This window comes from Salifodinibacter halophilus (assembly GCA_012999515.1).
Lineage (GTDB): Bacteria > Pseudomonadota > Gammaproteobacteria > Nevskiales > Salinisphaeraceae > Salifodinibacter > Salifodinibacter halophilus.
In genome coordinates, this window is sequence record JABEEB010000001.1 from 69,970 (window position 1) to 86,561 (window position 16,592).

19 protein-coding genes and 1 tRNA gene are annotated in these 16,592 nt (G+C 60.5%); 10 read left to right on the top strand and 10 right to left on the bottom strand.

Annotation, left to right across the window (positions count from 1 at the left end; all coding sequences use genetic code 11):
* Positions 1-73 precede the first annotated feature (73 nt).
* On the top strand, positions 74-1,129 hold the full coding sequence (gene cgtA, locus HKX41_00310; protein ID NNC22601.1) for an Obg family GTPase CgtA: 1,056 nt from the start codon (positions 74-76) through the stop codon (positions 1,127-1,129).
* A complete protein-coding gene (locus tag HKX41_00315; GenBank protein NNC22602.1) occupies positions 1,126-2,250 on the top strand; it encodes a glutamate 5-kinase in 1,125 nt (374 codons plus the stop codon). Before cgtA ends, HKX41_00315 begins: the two co-directional genes overlap by 4 nt.
* 45 nt (positions 2,251-2,295) lie before the next feature.
* On the opposite strand, the gene rpsT is transcribed toward HKX41_00315, so the two are convergent.
* A complete protein-coding gene (gene rpsT / locus HKX41_00320; GenBank protein ID NNC22603.1) occupies positions 2,296-2,559 on the bottom strand; it encodes a 30S ribosomal protein S20 in 264 nt (87 codons plus the stop codon).
* Positions 2,560-2,680: 121 nt separating this feature from the next.
* Positions 2,681-2,947, bottom strand: coding sequence for a BolA family transcriptional regulator (locus HKX41_00325; protein ID NNC22604.1), 267 nt, complete (start codon positions 2,945-2,947; stop codon positions 2,681-2,683).
* A 231-nt stretch (positions 2,948-3,178) separates the two neighbouring features.
* Between HKX41_00325 and HKX41_00330 the strand changes: the two genes are divergently transcribed.
* The 7 genes from HKX41_00330 to HKX41_00360 all read left to right on the top strand — a co-directional run bounded on the left by HKX41_00330 (position 3,179) and on the right by HKX41_00360 (position 8,793).
* Entirely contained in the window at positions 3,179-3,805 is a 627-nt protein-coding gene (locus HKX41_00330) for a threonylcarbamoyl-AMP synthase (protein ID NNC22605.1), read from the top strand.
* Positions 3,806-3,894: 89 nt separating this feature from the next.
* Complete coding sequence (trpS, locus tag HKX41_00335; GenBank protein ID NNC22606.1) at positions 3,895-4,899, top strand: tryptophan--tRNA ligase; 1,005 nt, start codon at positions 3,895-3,897, stop codon at positions 4,897-4,899.
* Between the two features lie 41 nt (positions 4,900-4,940).
* Positions 4,941-5,759 (top strand): segregation/condensation protein A, encoded by an 819-nt coding sequence (locus tag HKX41_00340; protein ID NNC22607.1) that lies wholly within the window; start codon positions 4,941-4,943, stop codon positions 5,757-5,759.
* On the top strand, positions 5,756-6,406 hold the full coding sequence (scpB, locus tag HKX41_00345) for an SMC-Scp complex subunit ScpB (protein ID NNC22608.1): 651 nt from the start codon (positions 5,756-5,758) through the stop codon (positions 6,404-6,406). The genes HKX41_00340 and scpB overlap by 4 nt, the downstream gene beginning before the upstream one ends.
* A gap of 159 nt (positions 6,407-6,565) precedes the next feature.
* Complete coding sequence (locus HKX41_00350) at positions 6,566-7,342, top strand: ferredoxin--NADP reductase (protein ID NNC22609.1); 777 nt, start codon at positions 6,566-6,568, stop codon at positions 7,340-7,342.
* Positions 7,342-8,085 carry a pseudouridine synthase gene (locus HKX41_00355; protein ID NNC22610.1) on the top strand — a complete coding sequence of 248 codons (744 nt, stop codon included), beginning with the start codon at positions 7,342-7,344 and terminating at the stop codon, positions 8,083-8,085. The genes HKX41_00350 and HKX41_00355 overlap by 1 nt, the downstream gene beginning before the upstream one ends.
* A 3-nt stretch (positions 8,086-8,088) precedes the next feature.
* Positions 8,089-8,793, top strand: coding sequence for a hypothetical protein (locus HKX41_00360; protein NNC22611.1), 705 nt, complete (start codon positions 8,089-8,091; stop codon positions 8,791-8,793).
* A gap of 199 nt (positions 8,794-8,992) precedes the next feature.
* On the opposite strand, the gene HKX41_00365 is transcribed toward HKX41_00360, so the two are convergent.
* The 8 genes from HKX41_00365 to HKX41_00400 form a co-directional block, all read right to left on the bottom strand.
* The gene (locus HKX41_00365) at positions 8,993-9,217 is read right to left on the bottom strand and encodes a formate dehydrogenase subunit delta (GenBank protein ID NNC22612.1); all 225 of its coding nucleotides are present in this window, start codon (positions 9,215-9,217) and stop codon (positions 8,993-8,995) included.
* Between the two features lie 49 nt (positions 9,218-9,266).
* Entirely contained in the window at positions 9,267-12,164 is a 2,898-nt protein-coding gene (fdhF, locus tag HKX41_00370) for a formate dehydrogenase subunit alpha (protein ID NNC22613.1), read from the bottom strand.
* 17 nt (positions 12,165-12,181) lie between these two features.
* A complete protein-coding gene (locus tag HKX41_00375) occupies positions 12,182-13,720 on the bottom strand; it encodes a formate dehydrogenase (protein ID NNC22614.1) in 1,539 nt (512 codons plus the stop codon).
* A complete protein-coding gene (locus HKX41_00380) occupies positions 13,717-14,184 on the bottom strand; it encodes a formate dehydrogenase (GenBank protein NNC22615.1) in 468 nt (155 codons plus the stop codon). The genes HKX41_00375 and HKX41_00380 overlap by 4 nt, the downstream gene beginning before the upstream one ends.
* Before the next feature lie 420 nt (positions 14,185-14,604).
* Positions 14,605-14,916 carry a hypothetical protein gene (locus tag HKX41_00385; GenBank protein NNC22616.1) on the bottom strand — a complete coding sequence of 104 codons (312 nt, stop codon included), beginning with the start codon at positions 14,914-14,916 and terminating at the stop codon, positions 14,605-14,607.
* An 82-nt stretch (positions 14,917-14,998) separates the two neighbouring features.
* Positions 14,999-15,074 (bottom strand) — tRNA-Glu (locus HKX41_00390).
* A 46-nt stretch (positions 15,075-15,120) separates the two neighbouring features.
* The gene (locus tag HKX41_00395; protein ID NNC22617.1) at positions 15,121-15,330 is read right to left on the bottom strand and encodes a hypothetical protein; all 210 of its coding nucleotides are present in this window, start codon (positions 15,328-15,330) and stop codon (positions 15,121-15,123) included.
* 33 nt (positions 15,331-15,363) lie between these two features.
* Positions 15,364-15,894, bottom strand: coding sequence for a rhomboid family intramembrane serine protease (locus HKX41_00400; GenBank protein ID NNC22618.1), 531 nt, complete (start codon positions 15,892-15,894; stop codon positions 15,364-15,366).
* Positions 15,895-15,967: 73 nt separating this feature from the next.
* Between HKX41_00400 and HKX41_00405 the strand changes: the two genes are divergently transcribed.
* The gene (locus tag HKX41_00405) at positions 15,968-16,567 is read left to right on the top strand and encodes an asparaginase (protein NNC22619.1); all 600 of its coding nucleotides are present in this window, start codon (positions 15,968-15,970) and stop codon (positions 16,565-16,567) included.
* Positions 16,568-16,592: the final 25 nt, after the last annotated feature.

Sequence of the window (16,592 nt, forward strand, 5' to 3'; positions counted from 1 at the left end):
CGCTGACGAAAAACCCCGCGTCGGCGGGGTTTTTTATGCGCGCATGTCGCCAGCGACCGCACAATGATTGCCCATGAAATTCGTCGACGAAGCCAAACTGCGGGTCGAAGCTGGTAACGGTGGCCACGGCTGCCTTAGTTTCCGGCGGGAAAAATATGTGCCACACGGTGGCCCGGATGGTGGCGACGGTGGCAACGGTGGCAGTGTCTATTTTCGTGCCGACCATAACCTGAATACGCTACACGATTATCGACACCAGCATGTCTTTCGGGCCGAACGTGGGCACGAAGGCAGTGGCGGCAATCGAGCCGGCCGTGGTGGCGAGGATCTTGTTTTGCCAGTGCCGCCGGGTACGATCTGTCGCGATCTCGAGACCGAGGAGCACGTCGCTGAGTTGACGTACCACGGCGAGATTGTCTGTGTGGCGCATGGTGGTCGACATGGTCTCGGCAACGCGCGCTTCAAATCCAGCGTCGATCAAGCGCCGCGCCGAACTACGGATGGCAAGCCCGGCGAAGTCCGTGAATTGGCGATCGAGCTGAATCTGATCGCTGACGTTGGCTTGGTTGGTCAGCCGAACGCCGGAAAATCCACGATTCTCGCCAGCACATCCGCCGCACGGCCACGTGTCGCTGATTATCCGTTTACTACGACCGAGCCGCAGGTCGGCGTGGTTTCGGTAGATGCGCTGCGGCGGCTTACCGTTGTCGATGTGCCGGGGCTGATTGCCGGTGCGGCCGACGGCGCTGGGCTGGGCGACCGGTTTTTGCGTCACCTTGGCCGCACGCGGCTTTTGCTGCACGTTGTCGACGTACTGGAGGCTGAGCAAGATAGCCTAGCCGAGCGTGTTGAAACGGTCGCTAAAGAACTGTCTGCGTTTAGTGAAACGCTCGCCCAGCGGCCACAGTGGCTGCTGTTGAACAAAACCGAGCTAGTCGATACTGAAACGCTGGAGGCGATTAAGGCCGATCTGGCCGCAACCCGGACGCCGACCGTGCCGATCTACGCGGTTTCGGGTGTCGTGCCAGATACGCTGCGGCCGGTCATGAGTGCGGCAGCCGACTATCTCGGCATCGGAAGAGAGGCCGGCGAGGGCGACGAAGCCGATGCCGCCGGACAGACGCCGTGAGCGCGCGTCACCGCCTGGCCGGCGCCCAGCGCTGGGTCGTCAAGATCGGCAGTTCTTTGATTACTGCGGAAGGTCAGGGGCTGGACGATACTCGGCTCCAGACCTGGGTCGACCAAATCGCGGACCTGGTTAGCTCGGGATGCTCCGTCGCGCTGGTGTCGTCGGGTGCCGTCGCGGCCGGCGCGGCACGTCTTGGCTGGCGCCAACGGCCGGCGACATTAACCGAGTTGCAAGCTGCGGCATCGATTGGCCAAGCCGGGCTTGTGGAAGCCTATGCGAGTTGTTTTCGCCGCCAAGGCTTGCAGGTTGGCCAGGTGCTGTTAACCCACGATGATGTTGCCAATCGTCGCCGTTATCTGAACGCGCGTAGTACGCTGGGTGCGCTACTCTCGATGACGGCTGTGCCGGTTATCAATGAGAATGACGCGATTACGACCGAAGAGTTTCGCGTCGGTGATAACGACCGCATTGCTGCGTTAACGGCTAACTTGCTAGATGCTGATGGCGTCATGCTGTTAACGGATCAGTCGGGCTTGTTCGATGCTGATCCGCGCCAATCGGCCGACGCTGCACTTATCTCCGAATGTGACGCCGACGATCCCAGTCTTGACGCAGTAGCGGGCATGACGGGCGGCGCACTTGGCCGGGGCGGTATGCGTACCAAGCTCGATAGCGCGCGCCAGGCCGCGCGTGCGGGGGCGACGACGGTTATTGCGGATGGTCGTAAACCTGAAGTAATCCGACGTATCGCCGAGGGTGAAAATGAGGGAAGCGTCCTGACGCCGGGTGGATTAAAGCGTACCGCGCGCGAGAACTGGATCGCCGGGCAGCGAATTGTGCGCGGTCGTGTTGAGCTGGACGCGGGCGCGGCTGAGGTTATCCGCCGCGACGGCCGCAGCCTGCTGCCAATCGGTATCCGCAAGGTTGTTGGCCGGTTTGCGCGCGGCGATTTGGTGGCCTGTGATGGGCCGGACGGCGTCGAAATTGCGCGTGGGCTGGCTAATTACGACGCGTCAGAAGTAAGTCAACTCACGGGCAAACCAAGTCGCGACATCGAGTCAATACTCGGCTACGCAGGCGACCCCGAATTCATTCATCGGGACAATTTCGCGCTGGTTTGAGCGGGTCGAGCGTGCCCGACCGCTCCGTGGTATAGGCGAAGCTGCTTACGAAATCGCCTTGATTTGTGCGTTCAGGCGCGACTTGTGACGTGCGGCCTTGTTCTTGTGAATCTGGCCCTTGCCAGCCATCCGATCGATGATCGGCTTCGCGTCAGCGAAAGCGTGCTGCGCGCGCTCGGCATCGCTCGCGGCGATGGCTTTCTGGACCTGTTTGATCTTGGTGCGCACCAATGAGCGCTGTGCCTTGTTGCGCTCGCGGGCGGTCGCTTCCTGCTGAACGCGCTTGCGGGATTGCGGCATGTTAGCCAATTCGATACTCCGTCGGGTACACCGGATTGATTAGCCGGGTATTATCAAGGCTAAAGCAGGTGTGTGTCAAAGATAGCGCGCGAGAGATCGGGCATTCGGGGGCCGTATCAGCGGCTACTGATTATTCAGCGCTACCATAGGCGCGAATCGACAGCGCGTGTATATCGGTTTGCATCATTGACCCGAGTGCGTCGTAGATCATCCGATGGCGATCGATCGGGTTGACGCCATTGAACTGCGGCGATCGGATCGTGAGTGTGAAATGGCCGAGCCCTGTTTTCGCCCCTTCGTGTCCGACGTGGCGGTGGCTGTCGTCGCGTATCTCGATGTCGTCGGTGCCCAGCGCGTCGGCTAGTGTTTCGCGGATACGCGTCACGCGGTCTTTCATAGTCGGTATTCCGAACTGTTGTTTTAAGCAAGGTTGCGACCGAAACCACATGGTTCAAGGCCTCATGCATGTCGAGCGTCGCCTTGGGCAGTCACGAGCCCATGTGTGTGGCAGTTCGCGTCTCTGTTTTCGCATCGATATACGGCATACGGCGTGGCTTGGCGGTGGCGAGCCATCGAAGCCCGCATTTTGTGTTGAAATAAAGCAAGCAATAACAGGGTGGTATCCATTATGGCGACGCTGCTTCCGATTCATCGTCAGACACCGCAACCCCGACGTTTACGCCGCGCCGCTGAGGCCATGGCCGCCGGTCAAGTCGTCGCTTACCCGACGGATTCGAGTTACGCGCTTGGCTGCGCACTTGGCGATCGCGCCGCCAAGGAGCGTATCCAGCAGTTGCGTGGGCTTCGCTCCGACCACTTGTTCACGTTGATCTGTCGAGATCTGTCCGAAATCTCAAAATACGCCCGGGTCGAAAACCGCAATTTTCGACTGTTGAAAGCAGCCACGCCAGGCGCGTATACCTTCGTTTTGCCCGCGACGAAGGAAGTTCCCAACTGGCTCGCGCAGCCCAAGCGCAAGACCATTGGTATCCGCGTGCCCGATGACGCCGTGGCGCGCGGGTTGGCCGACGCGCTTGGCACATCGTTCATGTCGGTCAGCGCCGAATGGCAAGACGATGGCGGTGTGATGGCGACTGCCGATGACGTGCGAGACGCGTTTGGTGGGAGTGTCGACATGATCCTGGATGGCGGGCCCGCCCATCTCGATGGCACCACGATCGTGGACCTAACCGGCGATTTGCCCCAGGTTGACCGCACCGGTATTGGTGCGTTGGCGCCGCTCGGTTTGGAGTGATCATGGTGCGCTGCGCATGGCACGCGCTCGTCGTCGGCGCTCGCGTATACTCGGCGCGGTTCTAAATAGTCACAAGGGAGCAATCGGCGGTGTCGGACAAATCGGTCGTCCTATCCGGAATCCAGCCTTCGGGCGCGCTTACGCTCGGCAACTACGTTGGCGCGATCAAGAACTGGGTGGCCATGCAGGAAACCCACGACTGCCTGTATGCACTGGCTGATATGCACGCCATAACGGTGCGGCAGGATCCCGCTGCGCTTCGCGAACGCTGTTACGAGTTTCTGTGTCTGTATTTGGCATTCGGCCTCGACCCGGATCGGGCGACATTGTTCGTGCAGTCGCATGTGGCGGGCCACGCTCAGCTCGCCTGGCTTTTGAACTGCCATGCGTCGATGGGTGAATTGACCCGCATGACTCAGTTCAAGGACAAGGCAGGGCAGGATACGGACAACATCAACGCTGGTCTTTTCGATTACCCGGTATTGATGGCGGCCGATATCCTGCTTTACCAGACCGAGGCCGTGCCGGTCGGCCACGATCAGAAACAGCATCTGGAGCTGGCTCGTAACCTGGCCGAGCGCGTCAATACGCGCGCTGGCGAAGAAGTGTTTACCGTTCCCGAGCCGTTCATCCCCGAGGTCGGTGCCCGTGTGATGCGTCTCGGTGAACCAACGGCCAAGATGTCGAAATCTGACGATGTCTCGGCTAACTCGATCTATCTGCTGGACGAGCCGACAGCCATCACCAAAAAGATCAAGCGTGCCGTGACCGACTCGGATGGCGAGATTCGCTACGACGAGGCCGAAAAACCCGGTGTTTCCAATTTGCTGGCCATCTACGCCGCGGTGGCTGATTGCACCATTGCCGAGCTCGAGCGTGACTACGCCGGTCTTGGCTATGGGCGACTCAAAACAGATCTGGCCGACGCCGTGGTCGCGTTTCTGGAGCCGCTGCAGCGCCGCTATGCCGAGTTCTACGAAGACAGGAGTCAACTTGCCGGGATCCTCGCGCGCGGCGCGGAGTCGGCCGCCGCGCGCGCTGAGCCGACAATAGCCCACGCTTTTCGTGCCACCGGATTCGTGCCGCCTGTTTGAGTCAGGCGACGATGCACCGTGGGATTCCTTGATCGGCCGGCATGACTGAAACAGTGATGTCTGAGGTGCCGCCGGCGGTTGTGGCCGGTCAGCCACTGGTTGATCTGCCGGACGACCTCTACGTCCCGCCCGACGCGCTGCGGGTGTTTCTGGAGACCTTCGAGGGGCCGCTGGATCTGCTTTTGTATCTGATCCGGCGGCAGAATCTCGATATAGTGGCGATCAGCATCGATGCGGTGGCCAGCCAGTACATCGCCTACATCGAGATGATGGATGACATGGCGATCGAGCTCGCTGGCGAATATCTATTGATGGCCGCTATGCTGGCTGAGATTAAGTCGCGTAGCTTGTTGCCACGCCCGCCGCCGACCGATGAGGAAGATGCCGAACAGGATCCACGCGTCGCGCTGATCGAACGCCTGCGAGAATATGAACAGTTCAAGCACGCTGCCGAGAATCTCGACGCGCTGCCCCGCACTGGTCGTGATGTGGCTGTGGTTCGAAAGCAGCCCGAAATCTTGAATGTCCCGACACCACAGCCGGAAGCGGACTTGGCGCGCATGCTGGGTGCACTTGCCGACGTGGCCCGTCGTACTGCGGCGTTGCGCGAGCATCACGTGCAACGCGAAACCCTGTCGGTGCGTGCACACATGAGCAGTGTGTTGTCGCATGTGTCTGCTTCGGGTCGCACACCGTTTAGTGCGTTGATTGACGTCGACCATGGCCGGCCCGGCGTGGTCGTGCTTTTTCTCGCGGTACTGGAACTGCTGCGTGATCAGGCCGTACAGATCAGTGCCGATGACAGCGATTGGATTGTTGACGCGCGCGGCTCTGGCAAGCGCTCCGAGGCATCTGCATGAGCCGCCAAGCAACAGCCGCGACCGAGCGACTGGTCAGCGAATCGCTGGTCAAGAGTCTCGAAGCTGTATTGATGGCCGCCGATGATGGGATTACACGCACGCGGCTAATCGAATTATTGGCCGATATCGGACCGCCGTCGGCCGACGAGGTGGATTGCGCCCTCGAAGCGTTGGGCGCCCGTTACGCTGATTCAGCAGTGGCACTCGTAGCGCTGGCTGATGGCTGGCAGTTTCAGGTGCGTAGCGATTACAGCCGCGTGGTCGCCGGCTTGTGGGAGCAAAAACCGCCCAAGCCCTCGCGCGCGATGCTCGAGACACTGGCACTGATCTGCTATCGGCAGCCGATCACCCGTAGCGAGATCGAACAAGTCCGTGGTGTAACGGTCTCCAGCAACATCATCCGTCAACTCGAACAATTCGAATGGATCCGTGTAGCCGGACATCGCGAACTGCCTGGCCGACCGGCACTTTTCGCGACGACGCAGCGTTTTCTGGCCGATCACGGCCTAGCGAGCTTGGACGAGTTGCCAGCGTTGCCGAGCATGGCCGAGCCTGAAGCGCTGGACCAAGCGATCGCCGATCTTGCCGAATCGACCAACGTTTCGACCCCCAAAGCGGACGATTCGGCTGACGCCAAAGATTCGTGAGCCTGCTCGCCGCACACCGCAACCAAACACGCTCGTCGTGCGTATAGCCGATTCCAGGAGCGTGTTGGGCTTGGAATAATGCCGTGGGCCCCCACGTTAATGACAGCAGCATTTTAGTCGGCGGTGCGAGCTGCCGGTGACACGAGACGGAAAGACAGGATGGCTTCGCTGAACACCGAACGCGTTTTGAGCGTACGGCACTGGAACGACTCGCTTTTTTCGTTCACCACCACGCGCGACCGGGCACTTCGCTTCGAAAACGGCCAGTTCGTGATGATTGGCTTGCCGGGCGAAACCAAACCGGTTATGCGCGCGTACAGTATCGTCTCGGCCAATCACGAAGACCACCTCGAGTTTTTCAGCATCAAAGTGTCTGACGGCCCGTTGACCTCGCGTCTCCAGCATCTCGCGGAAGGCGACGATATCCTGGTCGGCCGCAAGCCGACCGGCACGTTGATTATCTCGGACGTCCATCCTGGTCGCAATCTCTATCTGTTGGCGACCGGCACCGGACTGGCGCCGTTTCTATCCATCGTGCGCGATCCCGACACCTACGAGCGCTTCGAGCGCGTCATCGTTGTCCACGGCGTGCGTTATACCGAGGATTTGGCCTATGCCGACTTGCTCCAGCACGAGTTGCCCAACGATGAAATGTTCGGTGAGTTCGCCGCCGAACAGCTTTACTACTATCCGACCGTTAGTCGCGAAACGTTTCGCAATCAAGGTCGGTTGACCACATTGATGGACAACGGACAGCTCCAGTCCGATCTCGGGCTGGAAGGCCTGGACCCGGCGCGTGATCGGGCCATGATTTGTGGCAGCCCGGCTATGCTCGATGACACCTCGGCGCTGTTGGATGGCCGTGGTTTTCAGATTTCACCGCACATTGGCGCACCTGGCGACTACGTCATTGAACGCGCATTCGTGGACAAATAATGGCCGAACGCTTACAAAAATTGCTCGCCGGTGGCGGCTACGGCTCGCGTCGTGAGATCGAACGTCAGATCGAGGCTGGTCGCATCCGCGTCAACGGTACGGTCGCCTCACTCGGCGACCGGGCTGCGGCCGATGATCGCATCGAGCGTGATGGTCAACGTTTGAATGTTGCCAGCCGCGCCGGCGCTCCCACCCGTGTTTTGCTTTACAAGAAACACGTCGACCAAGTCGTCACGCGTTCCGATCCTGACGGCCGGCCGACCGTGTTCCGCGGCTTGCCAAAGCTATCCGGTGGTCGCTGGCTTGCCGTCGGTCGCCTCGACGTCAATACCTCGGGACTGCTATTGATGACCACCGACGGCGAACTCAAACGCCGCTTGGAGCATCCGAGTTTCGAAATCGTGCGCCGTTACGCGGTGCGGGTTCATGGCACCGTGGACAACGCCATGCTCGACCGGCTGCTAGCCGGTGTCGAACTTGAGGATGGCGTCGCTCGTTTCGAACAGATCCGCGTAGCTGATGACGCTGGCCGCTCTAATCACTGGTTCGATGTCGACGTGTGTCAGGGCAAAAACCGCGTTGTGCGACGGCTTTTCGAATCGCAAGGCGTGACCGTCTCGCGGTTGATCCGGACCGGCTTCGGTCCCGTTGCATTGCCCGGCGGCATCAAGGCTGGGCGCTATCAAGAACTAACCGCGAAACAGATTCGCGCATTGGCTGCCGCCGTCGACCTGTCGCGTTAGCGTTTGACTGTTTACGTCAATACGGCACAACTTGGCAATGCTTTCGAACGCCTCCAATCGGCCTACGGTCCGCAGCATTGGTGGCCAGCAACCGACCCTGAAAATCCGCGCTTTGAAATACTGATCGGCGCGGTTCTGACCCAGCACACCACCTGGGCCCAGGTCGAAAAAGCCATCGCCAACTTGCGCGCAGCCGGGGCATTGACGCCCGAGGCCATGCTCGGCCACGGCGGTGAACTCAGCACCCTCATCCGTCCGGCTGGGACGCACAACATCAAAGCTGAACGTCTGCGTGCACTTTGCGACTGGTTTATCGAAGCGGGCGGTTTTGCGTATCTTGACCTGCGATCGACAACCGATCTACGTGCTGGCCTGTTGGCATGCCGTGGCATCGGCGCTGAGACCGCCGATGTGATTTTGGTTTACGCGTTCAGCCGGCCACTGTTCGTAGCCGACGCGTATGCGTTTCGCATTTTCGAACGTCTCGGCTGGATCGCTGGTCCACGCCGCTACGACGTGCTGCGCCGGGCTGTCGAAGCGGCGACACCGAGACTTGATGCCGCGTTCTACAACGAGTTACACGCCTTGATCGTGCGCCACGCCAAGACGCGCTGTCACAAACGACAACCCGATTGCCAGGCGTGTCCGCTTGTCGATTGTTGCGACTATCCGGCACCACGTGTCGAAGCTTTGGACACTGATACGTAAAGGCGTCACGCGCAGTACACCGGCCTAACGAGGCTATGCGCGTCAGGCTGTAGTTGACCGAAAGACCGGCGTGGCTGAACGGTCGTGGTCGTTATTGCCGGTCAATGCCGGCTGACTTGGAGCTGGCTAACGCGTTTTATTGGCCCGCATGGTGGCCAGCTCATGGGGTCGCGGAGAGGCCGACGCGTTGTCCTAGTTGCTAACTGGTGTTACTTCCAACTGTCATGTTTTGGGCGGCTTGCTGGGCCAGCGGATGCAGGCCGTCGCCGCCATCCAGTGCGTAGTCGGCGAGTTGGCGCCGAATCGACGGCGCCATGAATTTTTCGAGATGGCCGCGCACGCTTTCTTCCGCGCGGTCTTGCGGATACACCTCGAAATAGGCCGCGATCTGGTTAACGTGCCGGATCATCTTGGTTTGTTCCATCGGCGTCTCTCTTGCGGCGGCTATCGACTGGCTCAGCCTGACACGGCCGTTATTCGGTGTCGTTGGCGTTGATGCTGGCTGCGATCGTTTCCGGTGCGCGAACCGACTGATCCTCGTCGTCGATTTGTTGTTGGCGTTCGCGCTGGTCGATATAGCGTTTCTGCCACTCGGACATGGTGTGCGATGGCGTGACTTCGACGGCAGTGACCTTGTATTCCGGGCAGTCCGTGGCCCAATCGGTATATTCCGTGGTCACGACGTTGGCCGCGGTTTCTGGGAAATGGAACGTGGTATAAGCCACGCCGGGCGTCATCCGCGGACTGATTTTGGCGCGCAGCGTGGTCTCGCCCATACGGCTGGTAACGGCCACCAGCGTACCGTCGGCAACCCCACGGGTTTCAGCATCGGACGGGTGGATTTCAAGCCAGTCCTCGCGGTGCCAGTGGCGGTTGGCTGTACGCCGTGTCTGGGCGCCGACGTTGTATTGCGACAGGATGCGGCCGGTGGTGAGCAGTAGTGGGAACTTGCGGTTGGCGCGTTCTTCGGTCGCCACATATGGCGTCAGCATGAATTTGCCCTGGCCGCGCACGAACGTATCGACGTGCATGACGGGCGTACCTTCCGGATGTTCTTCGTTGCACGGCCATTGGACACTGCCCAGCCGGTCGAGCTTATCGAACGATACCCCGGTGAATGTCGGCGTGGTGCGCGCGATCTCGTCCATGATCTCGCTAGCGTGCGAATAGTTCATGGGATAACCGAGCGCTTGGGCGAGCATCTGTGTGACCTCCCAATCGGCATAGCCGGCCGGCGCGGTCTGGATCTTGCGAACGCGGTTGATGCGGCGCTCGGCGTTGGTAAACGTGCCGTCTTTTTCCAGGAACGTCGAACCAGGCAAAAAGACGTGGGCGTAGCTGGCGGTCTCGTTCAGGAATATGTCCTGGATGACCACGCATTCCATCGCATCCAGGCCGGCGGCGATGTGCTTGATGTTGGGATCGGACTGCAGGATGTCCTCACCCTGAATATACAACCCCTTGAACGTGCCTTCAGTGGCTGCGTCGATCATGTTGGGAATGCGAAAGCCGGGTTGGTTGTCGAGCTGGACGTCCCATTCGGCTTCGTAGATTTCGCGGACATTATCGCCCGATAGATGGCGATACCCCGGGTATTCGTGGGGGAACGAGCCCATGTCGCAGGAGCCCTGTACGTTGTTCTGACCGCGCAGGGGATTCAGGCCGACGCCCGACCGACCGATATTGCCGGTGGCCATGCATAGGTTGGCCATGCCCATGACCATTACCGAGCCTTGACTGTGTTCGGTCACACCGAGGCCGTAGTAGATGCCGGCATTGCCGCCGGTGGCATAGAGCCGGGCGGCGGCACGGAGTTTGTCGGCTGGCACACCGGTGTATTCGGCGGTCGCCTCGGGGCTGTTTTCCTCGCGGAGGATGAAGTCGTACCAAGCGTCGAATTCGTCCAGGTCGCAGCGCGATTCGATAAATGCCCGGTTTTCCAGGCCCTCGGAAAGGACGGTGTAGGCCATGGCGTTGATGAGCGCGACGTTGGTGCCGGGCTGGAGCTGCAGGTGGTGATCAGCCTCGACGTGCGGCGAGCGTACGAGATCGATAGCCCGTGGATCGACGACAACCAGGTGCGCACCCTGGCGTAACCGGCGCTTCATGTTGGACGCGAATACCGGATGGGCGTCGGTTGGGTTGGCGCCGATAACCAACATCACGTCGCAGTCTGCGACCGAGTCGAAATCCTGCGTGCCGGCTGAAGTGCCGAACGTCGCATTCATGCCGTAGCCGGTTGGCGAGTGGCACACGCGTGCGCAAGTGTCGACGTTGTTGGTGCCGAATACTGCGCGAGCCAGTTTTTGGACCAGGTAGGTTTCTTCGTTGGTGCAGCGCGACGAGGTGATGGCGCCGAGCGCATTGCGGCCTTCGCGTTCACGGATCGCCTGGAAGCGCTCGACCGCGAAGCCAATGGCCTCATTCCAGTCGACTTCGCGCCACGGTTCGTAGATCGAGTCGCGGACCATGGGCGAGGTGATCCGGTCTGGGTGGTGGGTATACCCCCAGGCGAAGCGGCCCTTCACACAGGAATGGCCATGGTTGGCCTTGCCTTCCTTGGAGGGCACCATGCGTACGACTTCGTCGTTTTTCATGTGGGCGTCGAATGAACAACCAACGCCGCAGTAGGCGCAGGTGGTTTTTTCGACACGTTCGGGTGTGCCTTGCTCGACAACGTTTTTTTCGATTAGCGCCTCGGTCGGGCAGGCCTGCACACAAGCGCCACAGGACACACACTCCGAGCTCAGGAAATCGTCGTCGTCGGTGCTCGCACTGATCATCGAGGCGAAACCGCGGCCGTCGACGGTCAGTGCGTACGTGCCCTGGGTTTCTTCGCAGGCGCGCACGCAGCGGGAGCAGACGATGCAGCGGCTGGCGTCGAACTCGAAATAGGGGTTGGACGCGTCGATTTCGGCATGCTGGTGATCGCGGCGCGCGCTCGGGTAACGTACGCTGTCGACGCCGAATTCGCGGGCGTAATGCAGCAACTCGTCGTCGCCAGCGCCCGCCGAGTCGGCGCGGCTCTCGCCGGCATGATCGGATAGATACAACTCGACCACACCACGCCGCAACTGATTCAGTTTGTCGGACTGCGTGCGGACTTTCATGCCATCGGCGGCGGGCAGGGTACAAGACGCCGGATAACCGCCTTTGCCGTCGATTTCGACCAGGCATAGCCGGCAGGAGCCGAAAGGCTCCAGGCTATCGGTTGCACACAGTTTAGGGACGTCGGTGCCGGATTCGATCGCCGCCCGCATCACCGATGTGCCTTGCGGCACCGTGACTTCGCGACCGTCGACCTCGAGTGTGACGTTTTGATCGGACTCGCGCTTCGGGGTGCCGTAGTCGATGGGCTGGACTGTGGCCATGACAGCCTCCGTTCGTGTCAGTCGACCTCGGCGGGTGCGTGCACGCCGAAGTCCTCGGAAAAATGATTCAGGGCGGAAAGCACGGGTGCTGGGGCCATGCCGCCGTGCGCGCAGAGCGACCCTTGGCCCATCAGCTCCATGAGTTCGCGTAAGAGTTCGGCGTTGGACTCGCGGTCGTTGCCGGCCACAATCTCGCTGATAACTTCTTGCGCGCGCACCGAGCCGACCCGGCAGGGCGTGCACTTACCGCAGGATTCGATGTCGGTGAACTCCATGGCAAATCGCGCTTGTTCGGCCATATCCACAGAATCATCGAAGACCACCACGCCGCCGTGGCCGACCATGGCGTGTTTTTCACCAAGTTCTTCGTAACCAATCGGTGTGTCGAAGTGTTGGACGGGCACGTAAGCGCCGAGTGGCCCGCCCACCTGGGCTGTGCGTACCGGACGGCCCGAAGCCGAACCGCCACCGAGTTCGTTGATGACATGGCCCAGTGTGGTGCCGAACGGAATCTCGTAGAGCCCGGGGCGAGCGACATTGCCGGCCAGTTGCAACGTCAATGTGCCGCACGACTTATTGATACCAAGCCCCTGATAGGTCGCCGCGCCATGGGCGAGGATCGTCGGCGTTGTAGCCAGCGTGATGACGTTGTTCAACACCGTGGGTTTGGCCTGGAAGCCTTCGATTGCGGGCAGTGGCGGTTTGAAGCGTATGAGGCCGCGTTTACCCTCCAATGACTCCAGTAACGAGGTTTCTTCACCGCAGATGTAGGCGCCAGCGCCGAGTCGGATTTCGATGTCGAAGCCGTAACCCGAACCCAACACATTCGAACCGAGCATGCCGTGGCGGTGCGCGACGTCGATGGCCTCGGTCAGTGTTTGTAGTGCGTCTGGATACTCGGAACGCAGATAGATATACCCCTGCGTTGCGCCGGTTGCCACGCCGGCGATTGCCATGCCTTCGAGCAAGGTGAATGGATCGCCTTCCATTAGCATGCGGTCGGCGAATGTGCCGGAATCTCCTTCGTCCGCGTTGCAGACGACGAACTTCTCGGCGCCTGGCGTATCGTGCACGGTTTGCCATTTGATCCCGGCTGGGAAGCCAGCGCCGCCACGGCCACGCAGGCCAGATTCCTTGACGGCATCGATGGTTGCTTGCCCGCTTTGTGCCAGCGCTGCCCGGAGGCCGGCGGTGCCACCGTGCTGTACGAAGGCATCGAAATCAGTCGGCGCAATAACGCCGCAGCGTGCAAACGTCAGCCGTTGCTGGCCCTGCTCGCGTAGTAATTGATCAATGCGGCCGACAAAGCGCGGGTGTTGCTCCTGTGTGCCGTTGGCGACCGCATGGACCACATCGTCAACGTCGCCGGCATCGACCGGGCCGAAGCCAACGCGTCGGCCTGCGTGCTCGATCTCCACCAACGGTTCGAGCCAGTAGAGCCCGCGCGAGCCAGTCCGCACGATGTCGGCGTCTGGCGCTGCACTCGTCAGTGCATCGGCGGTCTGCTCGGCGCCGATGGATAAAGCTGCGCTGTCACGGGCGATGAAATATGTCATGACGAGACCTCGGCCTGATTGCCGCCGGCGACCAGATTCGATACCCGCTCGGGTGTGACTCGTCCAAGCGTGTGGCCGTTCAGTTGAACTGCCGGCGCACATGCGCAGTTGCCGAGACAGTAGACGGCTTCAACGTCGACGTCGCCACCGTTATCGGCCGCACTCGCCGCGGCCGACCAGACTGCGCGTCCACCAACAGCCTGACAGGCTTCGGCCCGGCAGACTTTGAGTGTATGCAGCTTGGGCGGCTCGCGACGGAAATCGTGATAGAACGAAAGCACACCGAAAATCTCGGCGCGCGTTTGATTCAGTGCGTAGGCGATCTCGCCAATCGACGTGTCGGGCACGTAGCCGAGATGGGCTTGTACCGCGTGCAAGATGGGTAGCAGCGGCGTCGGCTGGTCGGCGTGATCGGCGCAGATTGCACGGACAGCCGCGTTCTGGGCGTCGAACGAGGATTGCATAATGCCGGATTACCGCGAGACAGTTTGCGCTAATAAAAACACTACGCCCCGTGCTAGCCGTGTCAATCGCCGGCGATCAAAAAGTTGAAAAATGCTTCCTGCTTTTTCTGATATCGACATTTCGCCAGCTTATCCCGGGCCATTTTTATCGTTTATGAAAACCTAAACAGGTTAGGTCCAACAATGTGGCGGGGGCTGCGCGCAAGCCTGTTTTTTGCCGGTCCTCGTTTACGGATCGGCGTGGCGTTTAGGGCCCGTTTTCGATGGCATCGCCGATGTCTGGTCGAGATGAACCGACAATGCTGGCCGCTGCAGTGAGCGGTTTCGAAGGTAGGTGGTCAGAGGTGGTTGGTCCGCCGACACTGGCGTAGCCAGTAAGCAAATATGCGTCGAGACGCGTGCGATCCGGACGCCGGTCTGCTACGGGCAGTTGTAGGCTGTGCCTTGCGCCAACAAGCCGTCGGCGGATTGCTCTAAGTGCTCGATGTGTACTGTGTTGGCGTGAAATCGATAGGCCGCGTTCTGGCGCAGATTGAGCCGTAATTGGTAGTTCGCACGCCAGGCCCGCGTCCGCATGCCGCCGGTGGTGATTTCACCCAACGCTTTGCAGTTATGTGGCACCGAGGCATTGCGTTTGAGGATGCGCACCTCATGCGGATTGGCGCCGTTTGTCGCGCACGCACTCAGCCAAGCGCTGCAGAGTATTGCAAAGACAGCGTAGCGTATCGCCATGAAACACCTCGCGGAATCGACTCACTGTTGCGCATTCTGACGCGCCGCAGGTCGCGGCGGGTCGAATCACGATACGCATTGCTGGCGCTCCCTAGGGGAATCGAACCCCTGTTTCCGCCGTGAGAAGGCGGCGTCCTGGACCGCTAGACGAAGGGAGCGTTGCCGGTAGTTTAACGTGCCAGCGATGCGACTCCAATGGCTGGCTCAATGCATGATCGGCCCGCCGATGAACAAACGGTAGCCGAGAAGGGCTGCGTAAATGGTTATCAGTGCGGCGACAATGATCGTGGTTGTTTTAGGGCCTTCTTCCACTGGCTCGGGAAGGCCGCGCAGGCGTCGGTACCACTGCCGCAGCTTGTAGCGCAATGCGAAAAACACGAGAACGGCGAAAATCAGCCCGAATATGACGCGCACGTTTATCAGGAGTCCGTGAGCTTGGCCGACAGCCTACAGGCCGGCGATCGGCTGTAACAGTTTATGGATGAACGCTGTGCCGGCCTGGGGCATAAGCGCCAGTATGAAGACAATGCCGAACGCGCCACCCCAGAGATGCGCGCTGTGGTTGATATGGGTTTCGCCCAGGCGCTGGGCGTAGAGACCGTAGGCCGTGTAAAGCGCGGCGAACACAATGGCTGGCACCGGCACGACGAAAACGTAGATCGTCGACCACGGGGCCAGTAGGATATACCCGAAAAGGATCGCCGAGACTGCGCCTGAGGCACCGATGCAGCGATAGTTCGGATCGTCGCGGTGGTTGATGAAGCTCGGTACGATCGAGGCGGCGATCGCGGCCAGATAGAACAACGCGAAGCCGATGCCGGTAATGAAGTGACCCACGAATCCCTCGATCGCCCGACCGAAAAAGAATAACGTGATCATGTTGAATAGCAGATGCTGCCCGTCGCCGTGCACGAAACCGTGCGTAATCAGGCGGTAATATTCACCGCGGCGTACCGCGCCCGGTTCGAACCAGAGCATGTCGAGATAGCGCGGATTCTGGAGCGCAGTCAGGGAAACGCCGCAGGTAACGGCAATAAGTAGGATAGTGACGATGGGCACGGATAAACACGAAGCCAAAGTGAACGCGGGCCATGATACTGGCTCATGGCCCGCTGCGCGGTCCAACGACGTTGTGCCTGACTATCGGATCAAGCTGCTGGCGACAGGCGGTACGATCGAAAAGACCTATGACCCGGCGGCCGGTGCGTTGTCGTTGTCCAATCCGGGGCTGGATGCTGTGTTGGACGCGCTGGATCATCCGACGACCGAGCTCGATGTCGAGCGTCTGATGGCGATCGACTCACTGGATATGTGTGCCGACGAACAGCGTCGAATCGTGGACACGGCCGCCGAGTGTGCAAAAGCCGGCGGCCGCGACGCGCTGATCGTCACCCACGGGACCGATCGCCTCGCGCCTACGGCACGGCTCGTGGCCGAACAAGAGCCAGCGATGCCGGTCGTGTTTACCGGCGCCATGATCCCAGCGGCGTGCGCTGACAGCGATGCCCACGCCAACCTCGCTCAAGCATTATTGGCGGCGCGCTTGTTGCCCCCGGGTGTGTTCGTGGCTTTCCATGGCCGGGCGATAGCGGCCGAACGTGCGGTTAAGGATTATGCGGCAGGCACCTTCATCGAGTGCATACTTAGTTAGCACCGTTCCCTTGGAGAGGGATAAT